This is a genomic window from Nakamurella lactea DSM 19367 (genome assembly GCF_000426645.1).
Lineage (GTDB): Bacteria > Actinomycetota > Actinomycetes > Mycobacteriales > Nakamurellaceae > Nakamurella > Nakamurella lactea.
In genome coordinates this window covers 111469-137859 of the sequence record NZ_AUFT01000015.1, presented here as the reverse complement: position 1 = coordinate 137859, position 26391 = coordinate 111469, and the positions used below count along the sequence as shown (strand labels likewise).

Here is a 26391-nt window from a genome sequence, read left to right as displayed (position 1 = left end):
ATGACCGCAACCTTTATGCATCTGACCGACAGCCACTTGGAGCTGCGGGCGCGAGCCCAGGAGTTTCTGTCAGACCACTGGTCCACCGTTGAGCAGCGCGCCGGATCGACGGAAACGTTCCGGCGCACCGCTATCGACGCCGGGCTGCTGTATCGCTGGGTGCCCAAAGCCTACGGCGGGGCAGAGATGGACAGCGACGTGATCAGCGAGGCGATCATCGACGCCGAGTTCCGCGCGGTACAGGCGCCGGGTGAACTGGACTCTATCGGAGCCAGGATGGTAGTGCCGACCCTGCTGGAGCACGCCAACCCCGCTCTGTGTAAAGCCTTCGCGGGTCCCACCATCGTTGGACAGATACGTTGGTGCCAGGGGTACAGCGAGCCAGGGGTTGGCAGCGACCTGGCGAGTGTGACCACCAGGGCCACCGCTACCGACGACCGGTACTGGCGGATCGACGGACGCAAGATCTGGACGTCTTACGCCGCGGACGCCGACTACGTCTTCGTGCTTGCGCGCACCGATGCCGCAGACCGCGGACACGACGGGCTCAGCTACATACTGGTACCAATGGACCAGCCGGGCGTCCGGGTCGAACCCATTCGGCAGATCACCGGCGCGGCCACCTTCAACGAGGTCATCTTCGACGATGCCCGCACCCCACTGGACCACGTAGTGGGAGAACCCGGGAACGGATGGACCGTCGCGACCACGACTTTGCGGCACGAGCGAACGATGATCAGCGGCGCCGGTCGGCTCGGCACTCTGTTCCGTGCACTACTGCGGGCGTACGCCGCGCGCGGCGCCCCTCACGACCCGGCCCTGGCCCAGCGGCTGATGGAACTGCGGGAACTAGTGGAGGTCAAGCGTTTCGCGACCATCGAACAGGCTTTCGGTACCGCCCAGGACCTCACGGTGTTGCGTCTGACCGACAAGCTGTTCCAGTCGGCTTTCCAGGAGAAGGTGGCCGCACTGGCCATGGACCTGCTGCCGTCGGTCGCTGCCGACCTGCCGCGCACCGAAGTGGTTGAGGCCCGTTGGGTGACGCAGATCCTCGGGTCCTTGGGCCTGACAATCGCAGGCGGCACCTCGAACATCCAGCGGGACATCCTGGCCCGGCGCGGACTGGGGATGCCTGAACAGCGCAGAGCCGACCAATGACAGGTTTCGGCCCGTCGCCCGACCAGCTTGAACTGATCGGGACGATCGAACAGGCCTGCACCAGAGCCGGCCTACCCGGCGCGCTCACCCGGGACGATGCACTGGGGACCGTGACTGCGGCGATCGACCGGCTGGCCAATCAGGTGGGAATCGTAGGGCTGGCGGTGCCGGAGAGTTGCGGTGGCGCCGGCGGGTCGTTCGTTGACCTATACCTGACCGCGGTCACCCTCGGGCGGTTCGCTGCACCGACATGGCCGGTCGATCAGGCGCTGGCTGCTTGGGCATTGGCAACAGTGTCGGTTGCGACGGAGCCTGCGCGGGAGCTGGTGCGCAACCTGATCGCTGGACAGACACGGGTTGCCGTCGCCCCTGTTCCTGACACCGCGATACAACCGACCAGGACCGGCCGGGTCTCCGGTGAACTGCCCGCGGTAGCGCTGGCTGCCGGGACCGACGCGCTCCTGGTAGCCGGTCCGCACCTGTTGGCGTGGGTCGACCTGGCTGATGCCGGCGTTCGGACGCAGTCTCTGGGCCGGCTGGACCTGGTGCGGGATCACGGGGCGATCAGCCTGCAGGACTGCGCCGTGCGGATTCTGGCGCAGGGACCGGGGGTGGGTGCTCTGATTCGGGCCGCGGCCCTCACACTGACCACCGCGGACGCGATAGGTGGCAGCCGCTCCTGCCTGGACCAGGTGCTGGCGTATGTATCCGAGCGGCAGCAGTTCGGCCGCCCCATCGCGGCGTTCCAGGCGGTGCAGCACCAGATCGCCGACCTTGTCGTGCAGGCCCGCCCGGTCCGGGCGATCGCCCTCGGGGCGGCGTACCGGGTCGACCAGGCGGGCGTAGAGCTGGGCACAGAAGCCCACAATGCCTTTCGGCTCGCCGCAATGGCCAGGAATCAAGCCGTCGAGGCCTTCGTCGCGGTGACCCGACGGGCCGTCGAATTACACGGCGCTTACGGATTCACCTGGGACTGCCCGGTGAACCTGTTCCTGCGCAGGGCACTGGTCGACCGGGTGCTCGGCGGGACTCCGACAGAACTACGCCGCGAACTCGCCGGCGATGACCCGCTCGCCGCCGCCCGGGGAGCCGACTGGCCCTATCCCTTCGCCATCGGACTATGAACCGGCCGACTAGACTGCGTAGCCTGCCGGGCGGGCAATGCGGACCCATCGGGACGATCGGTAAGGAATGGCGAAGCAAGTGGCGCAAGACGGCGGCAGGGGCGGCAAACCCGGTCAGGTAGCGGCGCAGATCCGTTCACAGATTCTGGACGGGCAATTCAGCGACGGGGACCTACTTGGTCGCGAACTCGAATTAATCGACCGGTTCGGTGTATCCCGGCCATCGCTGCGGGAAGCGTTGCGGATCCTGGAGGCGGAGGGCCTGGTGTCGGTGCTGCGGGGCGCCAGCGGCGGGGTGGTGGTCCATCGACCGAACCAGGAGCACCTGGCGCGGGCGGCTGCAATGGTCTTCCAGGCCAGGAACATCCGGTTGGACGACGTGTTCGCGGCTAGGGCGATTCTGGAACCCGCCGCTGTGAAGGTGGTCGCCGGGCTCCCACACCGCGTGCGGATTGTCGGACGGCTGCGGTACCTGATCGAGGCGCAGCGATTGGTGATCGAGGACCCGGTTCTGTACGGACAGGCGAACGCTAGCTTCCACACCGGGCTGGTCGCCTGCGCCGGCAACGAGACTCTCTCAACTATCGCCCAGATGCTCGACGAGATAGTGGCACGAGCCGTCACCGCGGTAAGTATGTCCGACGGCACGGCCGAACCGGTGGCCGTCCGGCGCCGGGGCCTACGGTCCCAGGAGCGGCTGGTCGCCTGCATCGAGAACGGCGAGACACGCGCTGCCGAGCAGCACTGGAAGCTGCACATGGAGAAGGTGGGGAGGGTGATGCTCGGCCAGCGGGCATCCACAGTCGTGGACCTGCTCGACCACGAGTGACCCGCGGGCGCGGCCCCGGGTACGCGTCCTTCAGAACCTGCAAAGACGTCACTGCGGCTCGGGGACCTCGAAATGCTCGTCCCGCATGGCGAAGGCCTGTCGGGTGCCATGCAGTGCCCGGGTCTTGACGAAGTTGAACTCTCCGGCGGAAAACTGCAGGTTCGTCGCGAACGCGTGGATCAGCGGGCTGATCACGTCCTCACCTTGGTAGTGCTGCAGTTGCTCGACCAGTCGGAACGCCTCCTTGGCAATGGCAATGCCGTCCGCCGGCATCCTGGCCGCCTTTGTGGCCAACCAGGCGGCGCGGGCGGGAACCTGTTCGTCCGGCAGGGTTTCGGTGAAGATGTTCAAGTGGCTGAGTGCCCTCGCCTGCACGATGTCGCCGGTCAGCAGTAGTCGCTTGGTCAGCGTCGGGCCGAGCCGGTAAAAGAACAGGTGCAGCGATCCCAGGGCTGGTCCGAGGAAGCGGGTGGCCGGCATACCGATCCTTGTGTCCTCGCCGATCACACACATGTCGCAATACAGAGCCATCTCCAGCCCACCACCGAGGGCATATCCTGTTACCTCGGCGACGGTCACCTTCGGATACGACCCTAGGCGCCGGTAGAAGTCGAAGGTGTTGCGGTCCACGGCGATCCGGGTGCGTTGACTAGGGCGTGACTTGGACGGCCGGTCCAGTTCTTCGCCCTTGGCGTACCAGCGGTAGGCGTTGCCCATATCGGCGCCCGTGGAGAAGATTCCGTTCGAACCGCGCAGCACCACTGCCTTGACTGTGTCGTCCTCGGCCAGCTCATCCAGAGCATCCGCCAATTGGTTCCGCATCGTCAGGTCGTAGGAATTCTTCTTGTCCGGGCGGTTCAACGTGATTCGGCCGACATGGTTGTCGGTGTCGCGCTGTACCAGAATCTGCTGCTTGGTCATGCCGCTCCTCGGTGCCATCGGGTGGCCGCACCTGTGTGCGCCGCACCATCCTGACGCGAGCGTACATACATCTATAGCTTTGAATCAAGACCTATAGATGTTTCAGATACTGATGATCTCGGCCGTAGCAGTGATGTGCCCCTTATCGTCGGCGATGCACAGTTGCTCCGGCGAGCGGGCCAAGACCGTCAGGCCCTCTCCGAGATACAGCGGCGATGCGAGCCGATAGCCGAAGGTGTGCCCCGTCATCGGCCCGCGAACGGCCTCGGCCAGCTCGGCCATCAGCAGCGCCTGTAGCGGACCGTGCACCACCAGCCCGCGGTGGCCCTCGACCTCGCGGGCGTAGCTAAGGTCGTAGTGGATGCGATGGGCGTTGTAGGTCAGCGCCGAAAACCGGAAAAGTAGGGTGGGATCCACCGCGATCGACCGGTGCTGCAGCGCTTCGGCCCGCAGGTGCTCGATCGCTGTGTCGGTACCGACGGACTGTCCTGTGGGCGTGGGCGCGGGCGTGGACGGGGTCGCCGGTTCCAGGTAGGCGATGTCCCGTTCCTCGGTCAGGATCACCCGGTCGTCAACCCGGATCTCGGTGCGGCTGGTGACGAACCTGATCCGCCCGCCGGAGCGGGTGTCCTTGTCGACACTGCGGATGACGTCTGTGCGTGCCTCGGCGTCGTCACCCACCATCAGTGCGCCGGCGAAGGTAATCCGCCCGCCGGCAAACAAGCGCCGCATCCCAGCTCGTGGCGGGCTCGGAAGGCCCTGACGGGGGTGGCCGTCCGGGCCGAGCTCGGATTGTGCGGCGAGCGGCAGGAAGTAGATCAGGTGCCACAGGGGGGGCAGCGGATCCCCGACAGCCGGCGCCGGCCGGTCGAGCAGCCCGGCAAGAGCGGCCGCTCGGCGGTAGTCGAGATGATCGGTCTGGGCGCAGTGTTCGCTCAAGGTCGACTCCGAGGAATAGCGGACGTGCACCGGTCATGATGCACGATGACAGGGGGACCGTGCGCCTGGATGGCAGGGAGGAGACACAGTCGGTGACTAAGTCACGACCGGCAGCGTACCGGCAGCTCGCCCACGGGATCCGCGCACGACTGCGCGCCGGGGAGTGGGCGGACGGCAGCGCGCTGCCGACCGAACTCGAACTGGTGCGCCGCGAAGCGGTGTCCCGGCAGACAGTCCGTCGGGCGATGCAGGAACTGGTGGCTGAGGGCGTGATCTACCGGGTACCAGGCCGGGGGACCTTTGCCGCGGCCGACCCGAATGCACCGTACCTGCGGCAGTTCGGTTCCGTCGATGACCTGATGGCGCTGTCTCAGGACACCGAACTGGAGATCCTTGAGCCGCTTCGGACGCACGACGACCCGGGGCCAGCGGCCAGACTCGGCCTGGGATCTGCTGCAGTCAGTAGCGTGCGGTTCCTACGCCGCCACGGTGCGGACGTCATCTGCCAGACCCGCGTGTACCTGCCGCCGGCGGTGGGCGCGTTGCTGGCAGACATCCAGGAGCTGGCCGTGGCGGGCAGCAAGACGCCGAACACTGTCCTCGGTCTGCTGGACCGGCGGTTGGAAGTGCCGATCGCCCACACCGAGCAGACGATCACCGCGGTATCGGCCGGTCGGGAGCTGGGTCGGGTGCTCGGCGGGTCGCCGCGCGAGCCACTGCTGCTGGTGGAGCGCTTGTACCAGGACATCTCGGGTGTGGCAGTGGAACTGGCGATCAGCCATTTCGTTCCCCGCCACTACGCCTACCGGGTCACCTTGCGGCGACAGCCTTTCCGCGCAGCGGTGGAGTGAACCGCTCTGGACAGTCGCTGACCTACGGGTCATAATGGCCGTACAAATCCTTAATGGCCGTACAAATGCGAGGCCGGACGAATGAGGTGAGACGTGCCCGGATCAACGGAGTCGGCACCGGGCGTCGACGATTCCCGCGGGCCGCTGAGCGGTCTGTGGGTGGTCGAGATCTCGTCCTTCGTGGCAGCGCCGTTGGGCGGCATGACGCTGGCGCAACTTGGCGCCCAGGTGATCCGGGTCGATCCGATCGGTGGTGCTGCAGACCGGGACCGCTGGCCGGTCACCTCGTCCGGGGCGAGTCTGTACTGGGCAGGGCTGAACAAGGGCAAGCGATCGCTGGTCGCCGATCTCCGCTCGGAGACGGGTCGTGGTCTGATTCGGGATCTGGTCGCAGGACTTGCACCGGGCACCGGAGTGGTGCTGACGAACTCGGCCGGCCGCGGTGGACTGGCCGCCGACGACCTGACTGCGGTGTGCCCCGACCTGATCCACGTCGAGATCCTCGGGCGTCCGGACGGTTCGCCGGCTGTGGACTACACGGTCAACGCCGGCCTGGGATTCCCGTCTATCACTGGCCCGGACGGCTGGTCCGGCCCGGTGAACCATGTGCTGCCGGCCTGGGACGTCGCTTGCGGACTGTATGCCGCCGTGGGGATCTGCGCTGCTGCGCTGCGCCGCAGCACCACGGGAGCAGGCGAGCGCATTCGGCTGGCCCTTTCCGATGTCGCGTTGGCCACCGCCGGCAACCTGGGCCTGCTCGCCGAGGCGCAGGTGAACGGGGTGGACCGGCCTCGCGTCGGGAACCACATGTACGGCAGCTTCGCCCGTGACTTCGCCTGTGCCGACGGTGGGCGCATCATGGTAGTCGCGCTGACCCAGCGACACTGGCGGGATCTGGTGGCACTAACCGACATCGCCAACCTGGTCAGTGCGCTCGAAGCGGCGCTGTCGGTGGACTTCTCTTTGGAGGCGGACCGGTACACCCACCGCGAGGTGTTGGCGGACCTAGTGCAGGCCTGGTTCTCTCGGCATGATGCGGACGCTGCTGCGGCCGGACTCGCGAAGACCTCGGTGCTCTGGGAACGGTACCGAACGTTTACCGATGTCGTCGCCGATCTCACCGCCGGCAGCGAGCCGGCCGACTGGGATCACGATCGTGCGATGATGCGTTCCCTGGATCAGCCGGGGATCGGGCAGTATTTGGCTCCCGCGTCACCCCTGGACCTGATCTCTACACGCCGGGCGCCGCAACCGGCGCCGCTGTTGGGCGAGCACACCGTGGAACTGCTGCGCGAGCGGCTCAGCATGGACCCGGAGGTGATCGCCGTCCTATGTCGTGACGGCGTGGTGTTCGACGGCAGTGAACGATCGAAGGGAATCCGCGATGCGCCGACTTGCGACCACTGACGGGCTGACCGAGCAACAGCAAGAGATATTGGACCTGGTGCGCACCTTCGTCGACCGGGAGATCATACCGACGGCAAAGGTGTTGGAGAGAAACGACGAGTACCCGTCCGACATCGTTGCCGGGATGCGAGATCTGGGAGTGTTCGGGCTGATGATCCCCGAAGAGTACGGTGGCCTGGGGGAATCGCTCCTTACCTACGCGCTCGTCGTGGAGGAACTCTCTCGCGGCTGGATGAGCGTGTCCGGAATCATCAACACTCACTTCATAGTGGCGTACCTCTTGCTGCAGCACGGCACCGACGAACAGCGCGCCCACTACCTGCCACGGATGGCAACTGGGGATGTGCGTGGCGCCTTCTCGATGAGCGAACCCGCTCTGGGATCCGACGTCGCCGCCATCACCACCCACGCAGCCGGCCCGGCGGACGGCCAGTACTCCATCACCGGACAGAAGATGTGGTTGACCAACGGCGGATCGGCCAACCTTGTGGCACTGCTGGCCAGGACCGACGAGGGTGCGCCGCGCCCGCACCAGAACCTGACCACGTTCCTGCTCGAGAAGGAACCCGGATTCGGCGAGACCGCACCGGGGCTCACCGTGCCGGGCAAGATCTCCAAGCTGGGGTACAAGGGAGTCGACACTACCGAGCTGATCCTCGACGAACACAGGGTGTCGGCGGACCAGGTACTCGGGGGCGTCCCCGGCCGCGGCTTTTACCAGATGATGGACGGGGTGGAGGTCGGCCGGGTGAATGTGGCGGCCCGGGCCGTCGGCGTGGCCATCAGGGCGTTCGAGCTTGCCATCGCCTACGCGCAGCAGCGACGGACCTTCGGTAAACCGATCGCCGAGCACCAGGCGATCCAGTTCCGGCTGGCCGAGATGGCCACCAAGATCGAGGCGGCCCATGCCCTGGTGGTGAACGCCGCCAGGAAGAAGGACACCGGCGAGCGAAACGACCTGGAAGCGGGGATGGCTAAGTACCTCGCTGGCGAGTACGGCCAGCAGGTGGTCGAGGCGTCGATGCGGATCCACGGCGGGTACGGCTTTTCCACCGAGTACGAGATCGAGCGGCTTTATCGGGATACCCCGATGCTGCTGATCGGCGAGGGAACGGCCGACATCCAGCGGATGATCATTGGGCGGCGGCTGATGCAGCTCTATACGCAAGACGCTGGGTAGGGTGACCCATCCGCGGAACGGCGGGGCGGCCCCGCCGAACGGTCACATGCCAGCCGCCTCCCCGCGCGCGACAATGCGCTCAGCCATCCTACGAGTGGCCTCGTCGATCATCGCACCGTCCAGAGCGGTCGCGCCGGCACCAGCGGATTTCGCCTGTGCCAACGCTTCCAGCACCTCCCTGGCTCGTCCGACCGCCGTCGCGGACGGGGTGAACGTGTGGTTTACCACCGGGATCTGCGAAGGATGGATGCACCACTTTCCGTCGATCCCCAGATGCCGGGCCAGGCCGGCGGACTCCCGTAGGCCGCGCTCGTCGCGGAAATCGGCGAACGGACCGTCGATCGCATCCGCCCCGAACGCCCGGGCGGTGGTCACCAGTCGGGACAGGACGTAGTGCCATTGGTGGCCGGGGTAGCCGCGTTCGATCCGGCCAATATCGGTCTGGTCGAGCCCCAGATCGGCGGCGTAATCGCCGGGCCCGAACACCAAGGCCTCGGTGCGGTCGGTGACCTCGGCGATAGCGGAGACGAAGGTGACACCGGCGCCGGACTCGAACTGCAGCTCCAGGCCGATCCTGTTATCCAGCCCCAGGTCTCGCTCGAGTTGGCTGAGTAGATGTTCGACGAACCAGACCTCACCGGGATGTTGCACCTTCGGTAGAACCAAAGTGTCTATGTGGCCGCCGGCGCCTCGCACGAGCTCAATCACATCCCGGTACTGGAACGGCCCGGCGGCGTCGTTCACCCGGACCGCGACGACTTTGCCAGAGTAGTCGTGGGTGTTCAGTGCCTCGACGATCTTTGCACGGGCGGTGGGCTTCTCCGCCGCGGCGACGGCATCCTCAAGGTCCAGCAGCACCTCGTCGGCCTCGGTGGTCACGGCCTTGGCCAGCATCTTCTCGCTGGAACCGGGAACGGACAGGATCGAGCGGCGCAGCCGGGTAGGCCGCTCGAGCCGCGGTCCGAGCGCCTGGAAGGGTACGACGGGCATGGTTCTCCTTGCAATTCCCCGGCTCTGCGTTCCGGCGTCGGCGGCGCTTTCGGCGACGGTCGCCGGCATCGACCCTCATGGTAGGGCAGGGCAGCCTTCCGCCGGGGCCAAGCCGGGCGTCGATCCGCAGATCCCGCAACCGGCCCCGAGTCCTCCTCCGGGAGCCATGCTGGGTGGCCACCAAATTTCGCCAGAAATCAGGACTGGTCGATCGGATCAGCGGAAGGACGACATCGGACGGCGGGACCAGGTCGTCGGTCATATGCGGGAGACTCCTGGATCAGTGTGTTGGTAACGCTTCGCGGTCCGAGAGGCTCCAGCAATTCGATGAGTAAGCACAGTCACGCTTCTGACAAGGGGAAGCCCAGTGGCTCGGAGCGAACGCAGTCGGATTCCGCCTGATGGCTCAAGTGGTACGGCGGAGAGCCGAAGTTGTTTGGGCACTGTCTACTCTGCAGAGCTTCAAAAACGTGGTCTGGATGGCAGCGCGCCCCTTTCCGGTGGTCTTGGCTTCTGTCGGAGCGGTCGAAGAGTGGCGAAGAGAGGCAAATGATCCGAGAGGTCGTCGCCGGATACCGGTCCCAGTGTCGCCAGATGGCCATTTCGATGAGCAACCTGGGACTTTCGCGAAGTGTCACCACGGTACGACTGACATCTGGCACGGGCTGTCGACGCTGAGCGCGGGCAAATAGAGCGAGGCGCCCTCCTACGGTGCCGGTGCTGCGATCGGGCCGCACCGGCACCGCCGCTCCGCCAGCCGTTGCTGCGGGCGCCCGTCCACCACCGCTCAGGTGACCGGCGGTAGCGGGGGACCGTCGGTGCCCAACTTCTCGCGGGAGATCAGACTGGGCACCGGCCAGGTGATACCCGGTGGCGGCCACGCCTGCCCGGTCTTGCGCAGGAACGACGCCGGTGGTTGGTAGATCGGCGGCTGGGTGCCGTCCGGGATCAGGCTGTTCCAGGTGATGCCCGCCGTGCGGTCGTGGAACTCCTGCCGGATCGCCGCCAGCACGGTCGGCTGGGTGATCAGGTCGATGGCTGTACCGGCCAGGTAGCGGGACGCGGAGAGCAGCGCCTGATGGGCGATGTTGGTGGCGGCGGTGGCCGTGGCCGCCCAGTTGTGATTCGGCGTACCGGGCGGCCAGGTCGGCGTCACACAGGAGATCTTCGGCGTCTGCCAACTGACGTCGGCGGTGTCCGACGACGCGCCACCCAGGAAGGTCGGGTTCGGCGGCGTCAGCGGGAAGATCGTCGAGTTCATGCCGACCTGCGGCTTACCGAGCGAGGCCTGAACAGCCTTGGCCAGGGTCTGATCGGCAGCGGTGAACTCGGTTGGCCCGATCTGCTGCATGTTGTCGTACATCAGCTCGGCGCCGGCCTTGTTCCCCAACGTGTTCCAGATCGCCGAGTTCATTCGGTACTGCAGTGTCGTCTGGCTCGCGGATGCGGCGGCCTGGGCGCAGGCGAGGATCTTCCCGTAGAGGACGTTGACCCGGGCGGGACTGCCTTCTCGCACGTAGTACCAGATCGAGCACATGTCCGGCGTGACATTGGGTGCGCCACCGCCGTTGATCACCGCGTAGTGGAACCGGCCGGACGCTGCGACGTTCTTCTCCCGGAGGAATTCGGTCATCGTGGCCATCAGCAGGGCGCCGTCCAGGCCGGACTTGTTGCCCAGCGGACTGCCGCCGTGGCCCGCGGAGCCGAGGAAGGTGAAGGTTGCCGACAGCAGCGCGCTGTTCGTTCCCCAGCCGGTGCTGGTGACAGACGTGGGATGCCAGTCAAGGAACGCGTCCAGGTCGCGGTAGGCGCCGGCCTTGACGGCGTAGGCCTTGCCGACCAGCTGCTCCTCGCCGGCCGAAGAGAACACTTTGATGGTGGCATTGAGACGCTTCTTCTTGATCGCCTTGCTCACCGCGATGGCCGCGCCGACGGAAGCCGCGCCGAGCGTGTTGTGGGCGTCACCGTGCCCGGGTCCGTATGTCGGACCGTACGCGTCGTAGTTGTAGTTGAGCGGGTCGTGGATCGGCACGCCCTTCTTCTGCGACAGCCCGGGTAGTGCGTCACACTCGGCATTGAAGCCAAGGGTGGGCCCGCCATGACCCTGGGAATAGGTGGCAACGAATGCGGTGGGCAGCCCGGCGGTGCCCCAACGAATCGTGAATCCGTGTGAGCGGAGCAAGTCGGCTGTGGCCAGCGACGAGTCCCATTCCCTCAGCGAAAGTTCCGCGAACTCCCAGATCTGGTCGCTCAAGTCGGTGATCGAGGAGCGACTGCCGTCAATCCAATCGAGCGCGATGTCTTTGGCGCTGGAGGGCTTCGCGACCTTGGTCGGTGGTGCGTAGGTCGCGGCGGTGACGCCGAGACGGTCGTCGAATCCTTGGGTGGCAGCGTATACCGGATCACCGGACAGGGCGGCCGCGGCGGTCGCTCCGGCCCCGACCCCGAGAACCTGCAGCATCTTCCGCCGACTCATCTCGTGCGCGGCACGGTCCTGCAGGTTGCCTTCGTCGATCATTCCTTGCTCCTCAGTGCGCGGGAAAAACGGACGGGGGAAAGGACCTGTAAGGCGACGGAAAAGGCCGACGACTCTGGTCCGGGATCGGAGCCTTCCCCCAATTGGTGGTAGGGGAAAGTAACGCTCAGCCATATTGCGGTCAAGCGTTCGGCGATTGATTCTTTGGCTTTCCGGGCAGCTTGCCGGAAAGGTATCCCGCAGTGCGGCCGCGCGCAAGAGCGAGATTCTCGGTTGTTTGGGACGCGATGCCGCGGTACGGAAGTCTTCCGGCGAACGGCATTCCGATAGGGACTCGGCGTGATGGCTCGGCGCGGCGATTGGGTGGCCGGTCAACTGGCCCACTGGGTCGGGAGACCAGGGGACTCCGGGCCATCGGCGCCCGGGTCGCGCCGTTCGGCGATGACGATCGATTCGCGACCATAGGTCCCGGCGGCACGCCGCCGACAGCTCCTTGTCGGGATCAACCGGCTGTTCAGCACAACCGACCCGACGTCGCGGACCGGCCCTGACTTCGGTGCGCCGTCGGGCTCGTCCGTTACGTCATCGGCTGGACGTGGATGCGGCAGGCGTTGGGTGCAGCCGGTCCCGGGAACAAGTGCCTGACTGGATGTGAGCGGCGCGGGTGATATTCAACGCTGCTGACCGGCGTTTCCGCTGGTCGAAGTGGTGGGCGATACTGGGATCGAACCAGTGACCTCTTCGGTGTGAACGAAGCGCTCTCCCGCTGAGCTAATCGCCCGGGATGTGCTCCCGGCCGCTGGGGCCGAGTGCACCGGTTACTTTACCCGATCGTCGCCGAGGTCATCGACAGTCGTGGCGCCGCCGGCCGCAGCCTTCCGGCGAATGGCGGTCGAGTCCGTATTTCGCCCGATTGTTAGGCCGAACGAGTGAATACTGCCGGACCCGCGTGACCGGCACCGATCCGCCACGTCCCCTCCAGCGAAGCACCTGATCGACGACCTCCTAGCCGGAGGGCGCCACAGAGTTGGAGGACTCGAGCATGTTCCGTTCAGCGATTTCGGCCCCACGACTGGTCGACGCGGACACGACGATGTCGTTGGTCTCGGACCCGGACACCCCCTTCGTCGAGGCGGAGCTGCGGTACTTCACCAACGAGCCGTTCAGCGTCCGCCTCTCGCTGAGCCTGGCCGAGTCGCCCTCCGTCGAGTGGGTGTTCGCCCGCGAACTGCTGATCCAGGGCGTGCGACTGCCGGCCGGCCAGGGCGACATCCAGATCTACCCGATCCACGAGGGTGTGGTGATCGAGTTGCACTCGCCGGACGGTGAGGCGCAGCTCCTGGCCGACACGACGGCGCTCACTGGCTACGCCGACGCGATCGAGGCGGCCGTTCCGCTCGGCGAGGAGGATCGCTACTTCTCGCTGGACGCCGAGCTCGCCGACCTGGCGATGCTCACCGGTCAGGACAGCAACGGGCACTGATTGATACCCGGAGCAGCCGGTTTGGTTGCCGACCGAATCCTCGGATAGAGTTGGGCAGCACGGCGAGGAACCTCGCCGCGATGTGCGGACGTGGCGCAGTTGGTAGCGCACAACCTTGCCAAGGTTGGGGTCGCGGGTTCGAATCCCGTCGTCCGCTCGGTGGGCCCTAGTTGTACCAAGTAGTGCCGGGGCTCTCGACTCGGTGGGATGGCCGAGAGGCGAGGCAACGGCCTGCAAAGCCGTGTACACGGGTTCGAATCCCGTTCCCACCTCGGCATGTGGCGATCCACCGGCCACATACGGGCGATTAGCTCAGCGGGAGAGCGCTTCCCTGACACGGAAGAGGTCACTGGTTCAATCCCAGTATCGCCCACCACAATGAGGCCCCTGCCAGCGGAAACGCTGTCGGGGGCCTCGTTGCATGTGCGGGCCGGGCGGCGTTACCGGATACCGGCACTGCCGAAGACGGCTGGTCCGCCAGTCAGCGCGCTCAGTCCGGCGGCCGTGCGGTGTCCGTACGACAATGGGTACAACATTCGTGCGACCCGGGAGAGCTGGCTGCGGTGACCGCTGATCTGATCTCGCGGGCGCGAACCGGCGACGGCGAGGCGTTTCGCGCGTTGACCGAGCCGTATCGCCGCGAACTGCACGTGCACTGCTACCGGATGCTGGGCTCGGTGCAGGACGCCGAGGACGCAGTGCAGGACACGCTGGTGGCCGCTTGGCAGGGCCTCGGCGGGTTCGGCGAGCGGGCGTCGATCCGCACCTGGCTGTACCGGATCGCGACGAACACCTGCCTGAATGCGGTGCGGGCGTTGCGCCGACGTCCGGCGAAGGCGTGGGACATTCCCGGGGTCCAGCCACCGGAGCCGACCCGGCTCGGGGAGATCCCATGGCTCGGGCCGTATCCGGATTCACTGCTCGAGGGTGCACTCAACGTGCCGGTCGGCCCGGAGGCCCGATACGAACAAACCGAGTCGATCTCACTGGCGTTCGTCGCCGCGCTGCAAGCGCTGCCGCCGCGCCAGCTCGCGGTGCTGATCCTGCGTGACGTCCTCGGGTTCCACGCGGACGAGGTCGCCGGCATGCTCGACACCACCGTGCCGTCCGTCAACAGCGCGCTGTCCCGCGCCCGGAGGAGGATGCACGACGAACGAGAAGAGCTGCGCCACCAGGATTCGCCCGCGGCCGGCTCGCCGGCCGAGGAGGCGATCGTCGCCAGGTTCGTTCGGGCCTACCAGTCGGCGGACATCGCCGCGCTGGTCGAGCTTTTCACCGACGACATCTTCATCTCGATGCCGCCGCTGCCGCTGGAGTACCTCGGCCGCGAGCCGGCCAACCGCTTCTTCGAGTTGCTGCTGATGCCGACCCGTCGGTACCGCCTGATCCCTACCCGCGCCAACGGTCAGCCCGCCTTCGGCGCGTATGTCCTGACTCCGGAGGGCGACTATCGGGCGACCGGTCTGTTCGCTGCTGCGCTGTCCGGTGACCGCATTCGTGCCCTCACCCGGTTCGAGACCGGCGACTTCGCCTGGTTCGGCCTGCCGCAGTCCCTGCCCGCGCAGTAATCGCCTGCCGGTCGACAACGCGGTCGGCCGACTGATCAGTTTCGCGCCGGCGCGGTGTCTGTCCAGTTGGCACCAGTCACCGCGAACAAGGAGAGCCCAAATGGGAAAGATCGTCATCAGCCAGAACGTCACCCTCGACGGCGTCGTCCAGGACCCGACCGGTGAGGAGGGTTCCAGCTACGGCGGATGGTTCGAGCAGATGACCGTCGACGACCGCCGGGGTTGGGCCGAGGTGCAGTACGACGAGGCGCTGCGCGCTTCGGCCTTACTGCTCGGTCGTCGCAGCGACGCCTACTTCGGTGATCGGTGGAACACGCAGACCAGCGACTGGGCGGTACGGCTCAACGGGCTGCCCAAGTACGTCGTGTCCGCCACGATCACCGCGCCGGTCTGGCAGAACGCGACGGTGCTGAAAGGGGATGTACTGCAGGAGATTTCGAATATCGCGGCGGAGATTGACGGAGAGATCGTGGTCTATGCCAGTCGACAGTTGGTGCACACCTTGCTGGCGAACGACCTGGTCGACGAGATCCGGCTCACCGTGTTCCCGGTCGTCACCGGCGCCGGCGAGCGGTTGTTCGCGCCGACGAACGGCAGCCGAACCCTGCGTCGCTCGGGGAGTCGAGCCGTCGGCGACAACCTCACCCACCTCACTTACCAGGTGGTCCGGACCGGCTGATCATCGACCGGACGAAGGGTCTGGCCGACGGCGCCCGGGTGCGATGGCGGGTCCGGTCAGAGCAGGCCGATGCGGGCTGCCTCCATGACGGCCTCGCGGCGGTTCGGCACACCAAGTTTGCGGTAGATGCTGGCGACATGGGTCTTGACGGTATTGACGCTGATCATTCGCGCGGTTGCGATCTCCGCGATGGCGAGCAGGGACGACAGGTCCTTGAGTAGTTCCTGCTCACGCACGGTCAGCACGATGGGTGCGGGCATGCGGCGGGTGGTGGCTTCCTGACCGTCGGCCATCTGTGCACGCAGGTGCTCGACGAATGGCTCGGCGCGACCATACCGGCCCAGTCCGGCCCAGAGTTCATTCTGGATCTGGTCGGCCACCTCCAGGAACGGACGGCGATAATTGCGCGGCGCGGCCCAGTCCAGGGCCTGCTCGAGCGACTGGTGGGCCAGGGCCGCGTCGCCGCGGTGGTGGTGGAGGCGCCAGGCCAACACATCGGCCGCCACCAGGGTGGTGCGCACATGTACCTCAACGCCGGAAGACCTGGCGAGGCGCAGGCTCTGGAGCGCCTCGCTCTCCCGTCCGCGGGCCGCCTGGAGGGTGGCAAGCAGGGTGAGGCTCTCGGCGCTGTGCGGCAGTTGGCGCTCGACCCTCCGGACCGCCTCCTCCGCCCAGCGGTGTTCCCCGACGCTGAGCGCCAGCCGCACCTCTTGCGGCGTCGCGAAACTGTTCAACGCGGGTGAGACCTGGTCTGTGGTCGAGTCCTGCCACAACTCGTGGAACAACCGTGCGGCGTCGTGCCGCTCCCGGCCGGCGGCCGACTCGAACTTCGCCAGCGCAGCCATGCTCCGCACGCCCAACGCGACTTCGACATTGGTCACCGGGTCCAAGCAGTGGATCGCGCGTTCGGCGAAGTACTTCTGCTCGCCGGTCTGGCCGGTCTGGAAGCCGGTCCAGGCCGCCAGCAGATAGGCGTAGGCCAGCCGCGGCGAGTCGGCCCACCCGCGCGGTCGGGCGAAGTCGATGGCCTTGTCGGACCAGGCTTTCATCGCGGTGAAGTCGCAGGCGGACCCGGTGACGCCGGAGAGCTGGGAGAGGATCCACAGGGCCATCTCGTCGTGGCCGCCGGCCTCGGCGAGCTGCAGCGACCGTTCTAGGTCGGTGACGGCCTGCTCGTACTCGCCCAGGCGCATCCGTGCTGAGCCCCGATAGCTCAGCACCAGCAGGTCGACGTCAGGATCCCCGCTCAGCTCCCACTCGGTGATCTTGGTGCCCTCGAGCTCGGCCGGGACGTCCCCGCCGAGGAGAGCACGCTGGACGCCGGCGACCCCGACAAGCCGGTTGACGATCGGAGCGGCGTGGTCCTGCGATCTGGCAATAGCCAGAAACTCGTCGGCGACGGCCAACTGGCCCAGTTCCAGCGCGGCCAGGGCGGCCAGCGCGCCCAGCGCCGCACCGGCGGGCCAGTTCGCCCGGTTGTCGATGTGCCGGACGGCGCGCAGTACCAGTTCGGCTTGGCCATCGAGGATCAGGGCCGGACCGCAGACCTCGGCGATCTCGGTGACGGTCCCGGCGTCGGCTCCCGACAGCGCGATGATCAGGCCCTCGCGCTGTCGACCGTGGTCGACGAGCCACTGGGCAACGCGTCGATGCTGCGCAGCCAGGGCCTCGGGATCCCGGCGGGCCAGCGCGGCCATCAGGTAACCACGGAGCAGACCGTGATAGCGATAGCTGAGCTTCCTGCCGGATTCCAGCACCAACGCGTTGGCCTGGCACAGTTGGTCGAGCACAGCTCCGGCATCGCGTCGTGCCGAAAGCTCATGGGCCAGTGAGACAGTCAGCACCTCGGGGACACAGGTCGCCATCAGGAAGTCACGCGTTCGTGGTGCCAGTTGCCGGAAGACCTCGCCGAACAGGTAATCGGCGACGGCCCGGTCGTCTCCGGCGAACGACGACACCGCGGCATGCTGGTCGGTGGAGTCCGCCAGGGAAACGGCGGCAAGTCGCAGGCCGGCCGCCCACCCTTCCGTACGGGCCTGGAGGTCGGCCAGATCAGTTGCGTCGAGCGCGATCCCGAGTTGGGAGAGCAACACCTCGGACTCGGCGAGATCGAAAGCCAGCTCCGGTGCGCGAATCTCGCTCAGCTCACCGGAAACACGAAGTCGTGCGGTCGCGAAACTGGGATCCGTTCGTCCCACCAACACGAAACGCAGCGCCTCGGTGCGGGCCGTGAGCATCCGGTCGAGGTCGGCAATCAACTGCGGCTCACGCAACTGGTGGACGTCGTCCAGGACCAGCCAACGCGTCCCGGGGATGGTGCCGACCGCCTCGGCCAGCACGCTGATGAACGCCGACTCGCTGGCTTGCCGGGGCGGCCGGAGCCGGCCGAGCACCTCGGCGACGTCACCGGTGGAGACGCTGGCGACCGCCCTGATGACGTCCATCCAGAAGCGGAACGTCTCGTTGTGTCCGTCGTCCAGCGATACCCAGGCAACTCGTCCGTCCACGTCGGGGCCATGCGCCCACTCGGCGACGAAGGTGGTCTTTCCGTACCCGGCAGGCGCACACACCAACGACACCGGGCTCTGCGCGAAACCCTTGAGGTGCCCCAGTCGTGGCCTGGTCACCAGACTGGACGCGACCGCAGGCGGACGCCATCGATGAACGCCGCTGCTGGGCGCCGGGCGGAGACCGGTGTTGTCGCTGCCCATGCAACCCCCAGCGCCGTTGATCCGATCCAGGTCAGCGTTGATGTTAACGATCCCGCCCGGCTGTCACCCCGCAGCGCCGTCCGCGGTGTCGATCCGCTCGATCCGGCAGAGTGTGAGGCCGAGCGTCTGAATCCGTGCGATCACCGTGAACAGATCGGATTGGTCCACGACCGGACCGGTTATCACCGCACGGGCGCGATCGTTGCGAACGCGCTCGAATTCGGGGAATGCCGCCAGCGCGATGTCGGAGACCGGGCTCCCCAGTTCGATCAGATACCGCATCGCTGCTCCCGCCGGGCTCCCTCTGGTGGACCCAGAGGTCGATGAGGTTCCCAGTCTTCGCCCGGCATCCGGACCGCGGATCGTCCCAGATGGGTGACTCCGGTGTCCGCGGGCCTCCGAGGAAACTTCTGCGATTGGTGTCGAATTCGGGCCCGGCGTACGACGTAGGGGTGTATCAACCAACCGACACCCTCGAAGGGACCCTCCCATGGCTCAGTACGCAGTCCTGCTGTACGCGAACGATTCCGCCGACTTCGCGCACCCCACCGACGAGTCCGACGCCCACCAGCGGCACGCCGAGGAACTGGAGCGGTCCGGCGCCTTGCGGGCGGCCTATGCCCTGACCCCGCGTGCGCTGGCGACCTCGGTGCACGGTGACACGGTCACCGACGGCCCGTTCCTGGACACCAAGGAGATCGTCGCCGGTTTCTACCTCCTCGACGCCCCGGATCTGGATGCCGCGTTGGCACTGGCCAGGCGGAACCCGGTATGCCAGCAGGGCGGGGGAGTCGAGGTCCGGCCGGTTGCCGGCGGCGGGCCGGTGGCCACCGCGGGATGACGGACCCCGAAGGTGTCCGGGCAGCGATCGCCGACGCGCACCGTCGCGTGTGGGCTCTGGTGCTCGCCGCAACGGTGCGGGTTGCCGGCGATCTCGGCCTAGCCGAGGAGTGCGTGCAGGAGGCGTACTCCTCGGCGCTGACCAGCTGGGCACGGGACGGGATCCCGAAGAACCCTGCCGCCTGGCTGACCACCACGGCCAGGCGACGCGCGGTGGACGCAATCCGCCGTGAGCGCGCCCTCCGCGCCAAGCTGCCGCTGCTGGTGGAGCCCACCGAATCGGTCGAGGACAGTGCGATGGATGAACGGTCGTCAGCCAACGAGGACCCGCAGGCCGCCATACCGGACGACCGGCTCCGGCTGATCTTCACCTGCTGCCATCCGGCGTTGCCCCAGGACGGACAGATCGCGCTCACCCTGCGGCTGATGTGTGGGATCTCGACGCCCGACATCGCCCGGGCGTTCCTGGTCCCGGAAGCGACGATGGCCGCCAGGATCACCAGGGCCAAACGCAAGATCGCCGGAGCTCGAATTCCTTACCGGATACCACATACGGCCGAACTGCCGGATCGGCTACGCGCCGTTCTCGGGGTGATCCATCTGCTGTTCAGCACCGGACACACGGCACCGTCGGGAGCGGACCTGCTGCGCACCGACCTGGTCGAGCGGGCCCTGCAACTGGCCCGGACCCTCGGGGACCTGATGCCGGACGAACCTGAGGTCCGCGGCCTGCTGGCGCTGTTGCTGGTCACCGACGCCCGCCGGGCGACCCGGGTGGACGCCGCCGGTCGGCTGGTCAGGCTGCAGGACCAGGACCGATCGCGCTGGGACCGGACGGCGATAGCCGAGGCGCACGACCTGATCGTCGCCGGGCTGCGCAACGATCGGCCGGGACGGTACCTGCTGCAGGCGGCTATCGCGTCGCTGTACGCGCAGGCACCGTCGTACGAACAGACCGACTGGTCACAGATCGTCGCGATGTACGACGCGCTGCTGGTGGTGTGGCCGTCACCGGTGGTGGCCCTGAACCGTGCGGTGCCGCTGGCCATGGTCGCCGGTCCGCAGACCGCCCTGGTCGAGATCGAGCGCATCGAGCAGGACGGGAGTCTCCCTGCGTACCAGTACCTTCCGGCGGTCAAGGGCGACCTGCTGAGCCGCCTCGGGCGCGATCACGAGGCTGCCATCGCGTACCGGCAGGCACTGCAGCTGACGACCAACGGTGCCGAACGTGCCTTTCTCGCGGGACGACTCGCCGCCACCGCGGAGGTCACGGCAACTCCGACCGACGCTGATCCAGGTACGTCCGCTCCACCTGGTTCGCGGTGAGTTCGATCGCCCGGTCGTAGGCCGCGCGGGCTTGGCCCGGGCGACCGAGCCGACTCAACAGATCGGCCCGTACGGCGTGGAAGACGTGAAAGCGATCGAGCCCGGCGATGCCGTCCACCAGTGCCAGGGCTGACGCGGCACCCTCGACCTCGGCGACGGCCACCGCCCGGTTCAGGGCCACCACCGGCCCAGGATCGAGCCTCGTCAGCCGGTCGTAGAGCGCGAGCACCTGCGCCCAGTCGGTCACCGGATCGGTGTGCACGGCGTTGATCGCGGCCTGCAGCTGGTAGCGGCCGGGTCGGTTGCGGCGCAAGCACTCGCGGACGATCGAGCGGCCTTCCTGGATCAGGTCCGCGTCCCACCGGGAACGGTCCTGATCGGCCAGCCGTACCAACGCGCCGCCCCGGTCGGTCCGGGCGCGCCGGCGGCCCTGGCCGAGCAGCATCAGTGCCAGCAGGCCGGCAGCCTCGGGCTCGTCCGGCATCAGTTGCACCAGCATCCGGGCGAGCCGGATCGCCTCGGTGGCCAGATCGTCGCGGCCGAGATCGTCACCGGCGGTGACGGTGTACCCCTCGTTGTAGATCAGATAGACCACCGCGAGCACTGCGTCCAACCTGTCCGGCAGTTCCGCCTGGTCGGGCACCCGGTAGGGGATGTGGGCGCCGGCGATCTTGGCCTTTGCCCTGACGATCCGCTGCGCCATGGTCGTCTCGGGAACCAGGAACGCGCGGGCGATCTCCGGGGTGCTGAGCCCGCCGAGCAGCCGCAGGGTGAGCGCGACCTGCGCCGGCCGGTTCAGCGCGGGATGGCAGCAGGTGAAGATCAGCCGCAACCGCTCGTCCGGCACGGCATCCTCCTCGATCGGGCCGGCCGGCTCATCGAGGCGGGTCAGGTCGGCATACTTGCGTTCCCGCACCGACTCCCGGCGCAGATGATCGATCGCGCGATTGCGGGCGGTGCGGATGATCCAGCCTGCCGGGCTGGCCGGCCGGCCCTGCTCCGGCCACCGCTGGACGGCGGCGGCGAACGCGTCCGCGACCACGTCCTCGGCCAGGCCGATGTCGCCGAGCTGACGGATCAGCACCGAGACCGCCCGGCCGTACTCGGCGCGGAAGACCGCGGCGATCTCGTCCGCCGTCATCCCGTCATCCCCGTCATCCCGGCCCGCTCGCGGTCAGAACGGCTCGGCGTCCCGGAACGGTCGGACCTCGATCGGCAGAGTCGTTGCGGCCGCGGCCTTACGGGCCCAGCCCAACGCCACGTCGAGATCCGGTGCAGTGATCACCCAGATCCCGCCGATGTGCTCCTTGCCCTCGGCGTACGGACCGTCGGTGATCATCGCGTCCGGCCGGACCACGGTCGCGGTGTCCGCCGGCAGCAGGCCACCGGTGAAGACCCACGAGCCGCTGTCCCGCAACTCCTGGTTGAGCGCACGGAGTTCGGAGACGATCCGGGACATCGTCTGTTGGTCCGGCGCCGGGCCGTCGGGCTGCTGGATGGCGAGCAGATAGTTCGGCACGGTGCTCCTTCAACGGCGGTCGTACTGGGCGATCAGGACGCCCTTGGTGGTGGTGACGCTGTGGGTCAAGGTGAATTCGGTGAGCGGCGCCCGGTCGTCGAACATACCCGCGCCGGCGCCCAGGGTCAGCGGATGGATCAGCAGGGTGTACCGATCGATCAGGCCCGCGGCGTGCAGACTGCGGACCATCGATGCGCTCCCGACGATCGCCAGGTCGTCGCCCGGACTCGCCTTCAGGGCGGCCACCGATTCGACCGCGTCACCCGGCAGCAGGATCGAGTTCTGCCAGGCGTCGCTGTCCCGGAGCGTGCTCGACGCGACATACTTGGTGACGGCGTTCAGGTATCCGGTGAACGGGTTCGGGTCCTGCCGGCCCGCCCAGGCCGTGATGAAATCCTGCCAGGTGCGGCGACCGAACAGCATCGAGCCGGGGCGGCCCATGCCGTCGGACATCTCGCTGGCCATCACCTCGTCCTGATACCGCCCGCCCCAGCCGCCGTACCGGAACCCGCCGCGAGTGTCCTCGTCGGCGCGGCCCGGCCCCTGGACGACTCCGTCCAGGGTGAGGTTCATGGTGACGCTGATCGTGCGCATGCCGAATTCCTTCCGTCAAGGAGGCCACCGTTTCGCGGCCGTCGACACCTACACGAACGGTGGTGGCCCGGATCGACATCGGGTCGGAAGGGATCCCGGGCTCCCACGCTCACCGGTTGCCGGGGGCTGGCTCCTCGTCGTCGGCCAGCGAGCGGCCGGACAACTCGAACCAGCGCAGGTGTTCGAAGCTGGCCGACACCCGGGCGCCGAGCGGCTCGTCCTCGGCCGGCGCGACCTGCCGGTCGAACAGGTGCCGGGCCTGCAGCAGATAGCTGGCGAGCGCGGATTCGGTGGCCCGGTCCGAGTGACGGGGATAGCTGAGGCGGCCTTCGGTGTCGTAGCCGAGTTGTGCCAGTCGCAGCGGCGGCTCCACAGGTCCGTTCCGGTGCCGCCAGAGCCCGCTGGTCGGATCGAACAGGTAGTCGCCGGCCAGCCGCCAGCCCTCGTCGGCGATCAGCTCGACCGCCTGCACGATGTAGTCGAACACCGCCTCCGACAGGAAATAGTTGAAGTTGACCCGCACCCAGCCGGGCTTGATTCCCTCGCAGCCGCCGACGATCTCGTCCTCGAACTCGTGTGACTGCGCCAGGTCGATGCCCAGCAGCCGATGTCCGTACGGACCCGCGCAGGAGCAGCCGCCGCGGGCTTGGATGCCGAACACGTCGTTGAGCAGCGCCACCACCAGGTTGTGGTGCAGGAACCGGCCGCCCGGACTGCGGACGGTGAAGGACACGATGGAAAGCCTTTCGGCGTCCAGGTTTCCGAGAATGTTGATGTTCGGGTGCTCTTTCCACGAAGTGACGGCCCTGGCCAGGAAGCCGGCCTCGCGTTCCCGGATCCGCTCGATCCCGACAGCCTGCTGCAGTTGGAACACCAGTCCGGCGCGGATCGATTCGATGATCGCCGGGGTTCCGCCCTCCTCCCGATGCACCCGGTCCTGGACATATCGATGCTCGTCGGAGTTGACGAACATCACCGTGCCCCCACCGGGCACCACCGGAACCCGTTGGCTCAGCAGCTCTGTGCGCACCGCCAACACCCCGGGTGTCCCCGGCCCGCCGATGAACTTGTGCGGCGAGATGAACACCGCGTCCTTGTAGTCGCCCGGCCCGTGTTCGTCGTCGCCGCCGGGCCGCCCCATCCGGATCCTGGTGTACGGCGCGGCAGCCGCGCAGTCCCACAGCGACAGTGCCCCGTGCGCGTGCAGCACCGACGAGATCCGGGAGGTGTCCGACACGATGCCGGTCACGTTGGAGGCCGCCGAGAAGGACCCGATCAACAGCGGCCGATCGGCGTAGGCGTCGAGTTCGCGTTCCAGCGCGTCGATGTCGATCCGGCCGTCGGCGTCCTCGCCGATCGTCACCACGTCGGCGATCGACTCCCGCCAAGGCAGTTCGTTGGAGTGGTGCTCGAACGGGCCGATGAAGACCACCGGCCGTTCCTGCGGCGCGATGTGCCGGCTCAGCCGGTGCCGATCCTCGAGAGCCGACGGGATCCGCAGCCCGAGAATGCCGACCATCTTGTCGATCGCCCCGGTCGAGCCGGACCCGCAGAAGATGACGCCGACCTCGTCGTCACCGCCGAGCGCGTCCCGGATGATCCGTCGGGCGTCCTCCCGCAGCCTGGTGGTCTGCAGGCCGGTCCCACTCGACTCGGTGTGTGTATTGGCGTACCGGGGGAGTACCTCGGCTCGGATGAAGTCCTCGATGAAGGTCAGACTGCGGCCGGACGCGGTGTAGTCGGCGTACGTCACCCGCCGGGGACCGTACGGGCCCCACATCGGCTGGTCGTCGCCGATCACCGCTTCCCGGATCCGCTTGATGATCGGCGGCTCGGGGTCGGTCTCGCGTTCGGTCCCGGTTGCGCTGCCGGATCGGTTGACGACGCTGTCGACCATGGCTGACGATGCCCACCCCTCGAAGGATCGGAGGAACTGTTCACTGACAGTGTGGGCCGGAATCGGCCAAATGGGTAGATTGCCGGGGCAGAACGTGGCATCCAACGGTCGCGGCAGCGCCGTTCAGATCTTTGGTCGCCTCAGCTCACAGTTGGCGACGATCGCATCGTGGATATACCGGGACAGCCCCGGCGCCATATCGTCGAAGTTGCGGCCGATTCGCTCGTTGTTGCGGTAGGCCTCTGCGAGCCGGCGGTGCACCGAATAGTCGCAGTCGTGGTGCCAGCGTTCCAGGTGCCGCCGATGCTCCTCGGCCAGATCGGTGACCGTGCTGTCGTCGGGCGGGATGCCGGCGCACATCGCGTCCAGCAGCCGCTGATGGATGTCAGCCTGCTCGGAACGCAGCGCAAGCCAATCCTGCTTGGTGTACCGCGCGGTGCGCTGCTGCCGCTGCGACCACTGCTCGCTGTCGCCGCCCCACTGCTGTTCCGCGCGATCCGCATGGTCCTCGAGCCGGGTGCCGCCGAACACCTCGAGGCGTTCCTGCGCGGTCAACGAGATCCCCATCCTGCGGGCGGACAGCTCCCGCTCGATCAGCGCCAGCATGGCCCTGCGGCGGGCGATTGACTCGGTCAGTAGCCCGTGCTGGCGCTGCAGGTGTTCCTCCGCAGTGGTGGCTGGATCGGACAGGATGGTGGCGATCGCCGCCAGTTCGAATCCCAGCTCCCGGTAGAACAGGATCCGCTGCAGGCGCTGCAGATCGTCCGGCGAATAGAGCCGATAGCCGGCCGAGCTGCGGGCCGTTGGCACCAGCAGCCCGATCTCGTCGTAGTGGTGCAGCCGCCGGACCGACACTCCGGACAGCTCCGCCAGGGCACCAACGGTGAATTCCGTCGTCGTCATACCGACCACGATGCAGCCTCACACGATGTGAGGGTCAAGCGGTGACTGGTCACGTCAAGCGGTGAGGTCAGGCGTCGGCGTCAAGAACGCCGACCTGGCTGCCGCGCGGGCCGCTGGTGCGACTTGAGCAGGGATTCGACCTTCGCCAGTTCCTCGCGCAGTTGGTCGGCGCGCTCCTGAGCCTCGCTCAGCGCCACATCGTTGATCTCGGCGACCGCCTCGCGCAGCGCGGCGTCGTCGAACAGCTCGACGGCCGCCGTGATCACGCCGGCAGGAACCGGCGCCGATTTGACCAGCGACCGGCCGCCGCGGGTTGCCGCCATCGTCCAGGAATGCCCGGACGAGGTCACCGTGACGGTGACCTGGGCGGGTGCGCGTCGCCGGGCGGCCGCTGAACGCTGCGGACGAGCAGCAGCCGGGACCGACGGTGCAGCAACGGCTTTCGGCTGACGGACGGCTTGCCGGGTGGGCCGGGTCGTCGATCCGGTCGGGACGCCGGCGGCCGCCGGCTGGGTGGCAGTCGCCGGGGGCTGGGTGGCAGACGCCGGGGGCCGGGTGGTGGCGGCCGGTGCGGTAGCGGCCGGTGCGGGCGTGGCCGGGGTCGGTGCGGCAACGGTCGGCTTCGGTGCCGCCGGCTGCCTGGTCGGCGCCGTCGGGGGGACCCGCTTGGCCTTCGGGGCGGCCTTGCCCGCCCGGGTCGGCACCGCGAGTTCGCCAGGGCCGAAGGTGAGGGTGTCGGCGACGCCGCCGATCCTGACCCGGACGGTGATGAAGTCGTCGCCGTCGGTGGCCGGGTCGCCGACCGTGACCACCTGCCCGGTGGCGTCGGCCCCGAACTGGGTGTCCAGCAACGTCACCCGTGGCTTCCGGGGGCCGGCGGCGGCGGTCCGGAGCTTCGCAACCTGCTCGTCCGTCAGCCCGGGGTTGGTACGCGGCATCGCTGGGATCCCTTCACGGTTCGTTCGGTGTGTTCCTACCATCGGCCCTGTCAGTCTG

Annotated in this window: 23 protein-coding genes and 4 tRNA genes; 14 read left to right on the top strand and 13 right to left on the bottom strand. The window is 67.6% G+C overall.

Going from position 1 to position 26391, the window contains the following annotated elements; genetic code table 11:
* From K340_RS30350 to K340_RS0115000, 3 genes are all read left to right on the top strand, one after another.
* Window positions 1-1158: an acyl-CoA dehydrogenase family protein gene (locus K340_RS30350; protein WP_037364870.1), complete on the top strand. Its 1158-nt coding sequence runs from the start codon at window positions 1-3 to the stop codon at window positions 1156-1158.
* Window positions 1155-2282, top strand: a complete 1128-nt coding sequence (locus K340_RS0115005) for an acyl-CoA dehydrogenase family protein (RefSeq protein ID WP_029137313.1) — start codon at window positions 1155-1157, stop codon at window positions 2280-2282. Before K340_RS30350 ends, K340_RS0115005 begins: the two co-directional genes overlap by 4 nt.
* Before the next feature lie 67 nt (window positions 2283-2349).
* A complete protein-coding gene (locus K340_RS0115000; protein ID WP_029137312.1) occupies window positions 2350-3111 on the top strand; it encodes a FadR/GntR family transcriptional regulator in 762 nt (253 codons plus the stop codon).
* Between the two features lie 48 nt (window positions 3112-3159).
* Here the strand turns inward: K340_RS0115000 and K340_RS0114995 are convergent, their stop codons facing one another.
* Both K340_RS0114995 and K340_RS30345 read right to left on the bottom strand, forming a co-directional pair.
* Window positions 3160-4032, bottom strand: a complete 873-nt coding sequence (locus K340_RS0114995; protein WP_029137311.1) for an enoyl-CoA hydratase/isomerase family protein — start codon at window positions 4030-4032, stop codon at window positions 3160-3162.
* A 102-nt stretch (window positions 4033-4134) separates the two neighbouring features.
* Window positions 4135-4971 carry a hypothetical protein gene (locus K340_RS30345; protein WP_037364982.1) on the bottom strand — a complete coding sequence of 279 codons (837 nt, stop codon included), beginning with the start codon at window positions 4969-4971 and terminating at the stop codon, window positions 4135-4137.
* 92 nt (window positions 4972-5063) lie between these two features.
* On the opposite strand from K340_RS30345, the gene K340_RS0114985 reads away from it, so the two are divergent.
* The 3 genes from K340_RS0114985 (at window position 5064) to K340_RS0114975 (ending at window position 8409) form a co-directional block, all read left to right on the top strand.
* Window positions 5064-5822 (top strand): GntR family transcriptional regulator, encoded by a 759-nt coding sequence (locus K340_RS0114985; RefSeq protein WP_037364980.1) that lies wholly within the window; start codon window positions 5064-5066, stop codon window positions 5820-5822.
* A 93-nt stretch (window positions 5823-5915) separates the two neighbouring features.
* A complete protein-coding gene (locus tag K340_RS30340) occupies window positions 5916-7229 on the top strand; it encodes a CoA transferase (RefSeq protein WP_051266407.1) in 1314 nt (437 codons plus the stop codon).
* The gene (locus tag K340_RS0114975) at window positions 7207-8409 is read left to right on the top strand and encodes an acyl-CoA dehydrogenase family protein (protein ID WP_029137309.1); all 1203 of its coding nucleotides are present in this window, start codon (window positions 7207-7209) and stop codon (window positions 8407-8409) included. Before K340_RS30340 ends, K340_RS0114975 begins: the two co-directional genes overlap by 23 nt.
* A 42-nt stretch (window positions 8410-8451) precedes the next feature.
* Here the strand turns inward: K340_RS0114975 and K340_RS0114970 are convergent, their stop codons facing one another.
* The 3 genes from K340_RS0114970 to K340_RS0114960 all read right to left on the bottom strand — a co-directional run bounded on the left by K340_RS0114970 (window position 8452) and on the right by K340_RS0114960 (window position 12656).
* Window positions 8452-9468: an HpcH/HpaI aldolase/citrate lyase family protein gene (locus K340_RS0114970; RefSeq protein ID WP_211229452.1), complete on the bottom strand. Its 1017-nt coding sequence runs from the start codon at window positions 9466-9468 to the stop codon at window positions 8452-8454.
* A 718-nt stretch (window positions 9469-10186) separates the two neighbouring features.
* Window positions 10187-11917: an amidohydrolase gene (locus K340_RS0114965; RefSeq protein ID WP_211229451.1), complete on the bottom strand. Its 1731-nt coding sequence runs from the start codon at window positions 11915-11917 to the stop codon at window positions 10187-10189.
* 664 nt (window positions 11918-12581) lie between these two features.
* A tRNA-Val gene (locus K340_RS0114960) sits at window positions 12582-12656 on the bottom strand.
* A gap of 261 nt (window positions 12657-12917) precedes the next feature.
* Between K340_RS0114960 and K340_RS30335 the strand changes: the two genes are divergently transcribed.
* The 6 genes from K340_RS30335 to K340_RS0114930 all read left to right on the top strand — a co-directional run bounded on the left by K340_RS30335 (window position 12918) and on the right by K340_RS0114930 (window position 15605).
* Window positions 12918-13358, top strand: coding sequence for an SsgA family sporulation/cell division regulator (locus tag K340_RS30335; RefSeq protein WP_154674276.1), 441 nt, complete (start codon window positions 12918-12920; stop codon window positions 13356-13358).
* Window positions 13359-13442: 84 nt separating this feature from the next.
* Window positions 13443-13515, top strand: a tRNA-Gly gene (locus K340_RS0114950).
* Window positions 13516-13559: 44 nt separating this feature from the next.
* A tRNA-Cys gene (locus K340_RS0114945) sits at window positions 13560-13630 on the top strand.
* Window positions 13631-13659: 29 nt separating this feature from the next.
* A tRNA-Val gene (locus K340_RS0114940) sits at window positions 13660-13734 on the top strand.
* A gap of 187 nt (window positions 13735-13921) precedes the next feature.
* Entirely contained in the window at window positions 13922-14926 is a 1005-nt protein-coding gene (locus K340_RS0114935; RefSeq protein WP_037364867.1) for a sigma-70 family RNA polymerase sigma factor, read from the top strand.
* Between the two features lie 100 nt (window positions 14927-15026).
* Entirely contained in the window at window positions 15027-15605 is a 579-nt protein-coding gene (locus tag K340_RS0114930; RefSeq protein ID WP_029137305.1) for a dihydrofolate reductase family protein, read from the top strand.
* A gap of 56 nt (window positions 15606-15661) precedes the next feature.
* Here the strand turns inward: K340_RS0114930 and K340_RS0114925 are convergent, their stop codons facing one another.
* Together K340_RS0114925 and K340_RS0114920 are read right to left on the bottom strand one after the other, a co-directional pair.
* Window positions 15662-18232, bottom strand: a complete 2571-nt coding sequence (locus K340_RS0114925) for a LuxR C-terminal-related transcriptional regulator (protein WP_029137304.1) — start codon at window positions 18230-18232, stop codon at window positions 15662-15664.
* Window positions 18233-18379: 147 nt separating this feature from the next.
* On the bottom strand, window positions 18380-18598 hold the full coding sequence (locus K340_RS0114920; protein WP_029137303.1) for a hypothetical protein: 219 nt from the start codon (window positions 18596-18598) through the stop codon (window positions 18380-18382).
* A 208-nt stretch (window positions 18599-18806) separates the two neighbouring features.
* On the opposite strand from K340_RS0114920, the gene K340_RS0114915 reads away from it, so the two are divergent.
* Both K340_RS0114915 and K340_RS30330 read left to right on the top strand, forming a co-directional pair.
* Entirely contained in the window at window positions 18807-19157 is a 351-nt protein-coding gene (locus K340_RS0114915) for a YciI family protein (protein ID WP_029137302.1), read from the top strand.
* Complete coding sequence (locus K340_RS30330; RefSeq protein WP_051266402.1) at window positions 19154-20482, top strand: RNA polymerase sigma factor; 1329 nt, start codon at window positions 19154-19156, stop codon at window positions 20480-20482. The genes K340_RS0114915 and K340_RS30330 overlap by 4 nt, the downstream gene beginning before the upstream one ends.
* Here K340_RS30330 and K340_RS0114905 read toward each other — a convergent pair.
* From K340_RS0114905 to K340_RS34380, 6 genes are all read right to left on the bottom strand, one after another.
* Window positions 20424-21623: an RNA polymerase sigma factor gene (locus K340_RS0114905; protein ID WP_029137301.1), complete on the bottom strand. Its 1200-nt coding sequence runs from the start codon at window positions 21621-21623 to the stop codon at window positions 20424-20426. The two genes, K340_RS30330 and K340_RS0114905, sit on opposite strands and share 59 nt — an antisense overlap.
* Window positions 21624-21656: 33 nt before the next feature.
* Window positions 21657-22001, bottom strand: coding sequence for a YciI family protein (locus K340_RS0114900; protein ID WP_029137300.1), 345 nt, complete (start codon window positions 21999-22001; stop codon window positions 21657-21659).
* Window positions 22002-22010: 9 nt separating this feature from the next.
* Complete coding sequence (locus tag K340_RS0114895) at window positions 22011-22595, bottom strand: dihydrofolate reductase family protein (RefSeq protein WP_029137299.1); 585 nt, start codon at window positions 22593-22595, stop codon at window positions 22011-22013.
* Window positions 22596-22704: 109 nt separating this feature from the next.
* The gene (locus K340_RS30325) at window positions 22705-24492 is read right to left on the bottom strand and encodes an aminotransferase class V-fold PLP-dependent enzyme (RefSeq protein WP_051266400.1); all 1788 of its coding nucleotides are present in this window, start codon (window positions 24490-24492) and stop codon (window positions 22705-22707) included.
* A gap of 123 nt (window positions 24493-24615) precedes the next feature.
* On the bottom strand, window positions 24616-25395 hold the full coding sequence (locus tag K340_RS0114885) for a MerR family transcriptional regulator (RefSeq protein WP_037364862.1): 780 nt from the start codon (window positions 25393-25395) through the stop codon (window positions 24616-24618).
* An 80-nt stretch (window positions 25396-25475) separates the two neighbouring features.
* Window positions 25476-26333 (bottom strand): hypothetical protein, encoded by an 858-nt coding sequence (locus K340_RS34380; RefSeq protein WP_029137297.1) that lies wholly within the window; start codon window positions 26331-26333, stop codon window positions 25476-25478.
* Window positions 26334-26391 lie beyond the last annotated feature (58 nt).

Excerpts from the sequence above, each read along its gene's own strand:
- K340_RS0115005 (WP_029137313.1), top strand. The coding sequence starts at position 1,155 with ATGACAGGTTTCGGCCCGTCGCCCGACCAGCTTGAACTGATCGGGACG.
- K340_RS0114930 (WP_029137305.1), top strand. The coding sequence starts at position 15,027 with ATGGGAAAGATCGTCATCAGCCAGAACGTCACCCTCGACGGCGTCGTC.
- K340_RS30335 (WP_154674276.1), top strand. The coding sequence starts at position 12,918 with ATGTTCCGTTCAGCGATTTCGGCCCCACGACTGGTCGACGCGGACACG.
- K340_RS0114895 (WP_029137299.1), bottom strand. The coding sequence starts at position 22,595 with ATGCGCACGATCAGCGTCACCATGAACCTCACCCTGGACGGAGTCGTC.
- K340_RS0114915 (WP_029137302.1), top strand. The coding sequence starts at position 18,807 with ATGGCTCAGTACGCAGTCCTGCTGTACGCGAACGATTCCGCCGACTTC.
- K340_RS0114920 (WP_029137303.1), bottom strand. The coding sequence starts at position 18,598 with ATGCGGTATCTGATCGAACTGGGGAGCCCGGTCTCCGACATCGCGCTG.
- K340_RS30325 (WP_051266400.1), bottom strand. The coding sequence starts at position 24,492 with ATGGTCGACAGCGTCGTCAACCGATCCGGCAGCGCAACCGGGACCGAA.
- K340_RS0114965 (WP_211229451.1), bottom strand. The coding sequence starts at position 11,917 with ATGATCGACGAAGGCAACCTGCAGGACCGTGCCGCGCACGAGATGAGT.
- K340_RS0114975 (WP_029137309.1), top strand. The coding sequence starts at position 7,207 with ATGCGCCGACTTGCGACCACTGACGGGCTGACCGAGCAACAGCAAGAG.
- K340_RS0114885 (WP_037364862.1), bottom strand. The coding sequence starts at position 25,395 with ATGACGACGACGGAATTCACCGTTGGTGCCCTGGCGGAGCTGTCCGGA.
- K340_RS34380 (WP_029137297.1), bottom strand. The coding sequence starts at position 26,333 with ATGCCGCGTACCAACCCCGGGCTGACGGACGAGCAGGTTGCGAAGCTC.
- K340_RS0114995 (WP_029137311.1), bottom strand. The coding sequence starts at position 4,032 with ATGACCAAGCAGCAGATTCTGGTACAGCGCGACACCGACAACCATGTC.
- K340_RS0114970 (WP_211229452.1), bottom strand. The coding sequence starts at position 9,468 with ATGCCGGCGACCGTCGCCGAAAGCGCCGCCGACGCCGGAACGCAGAGC.
- K340_RS30350 (WP_037364870.1), top strand. The coding sequence starts at position 1 with ATGACCGCAACCTTTATGCATCTGACCGACAGCCACTTGGAGCTGCGG.
- K340_RS30330 (WP_051266402.1), top strand. The coding sequence starts at position 19,154 with ATGACGGACCCCGAAGGTGTCCGGGCAGCGATCGCCGACGCGCACCGT.
- K340_RS0114905 (WP_029137301.1), bottom strand. The coding sequence starts at position 21,623 with ATGACGGCGGACGAGATCGCCGCGGTCTTCCGCGCCGAGTACGGCCGG.
- K340_RS0115000 (WP_029137312.1), top strand. The coding sequence starts at position 2,350 with ATGGCGAAGCAAGTGGCGCAAGACGGCGGCAGGGGCGGCAAACCCGGT.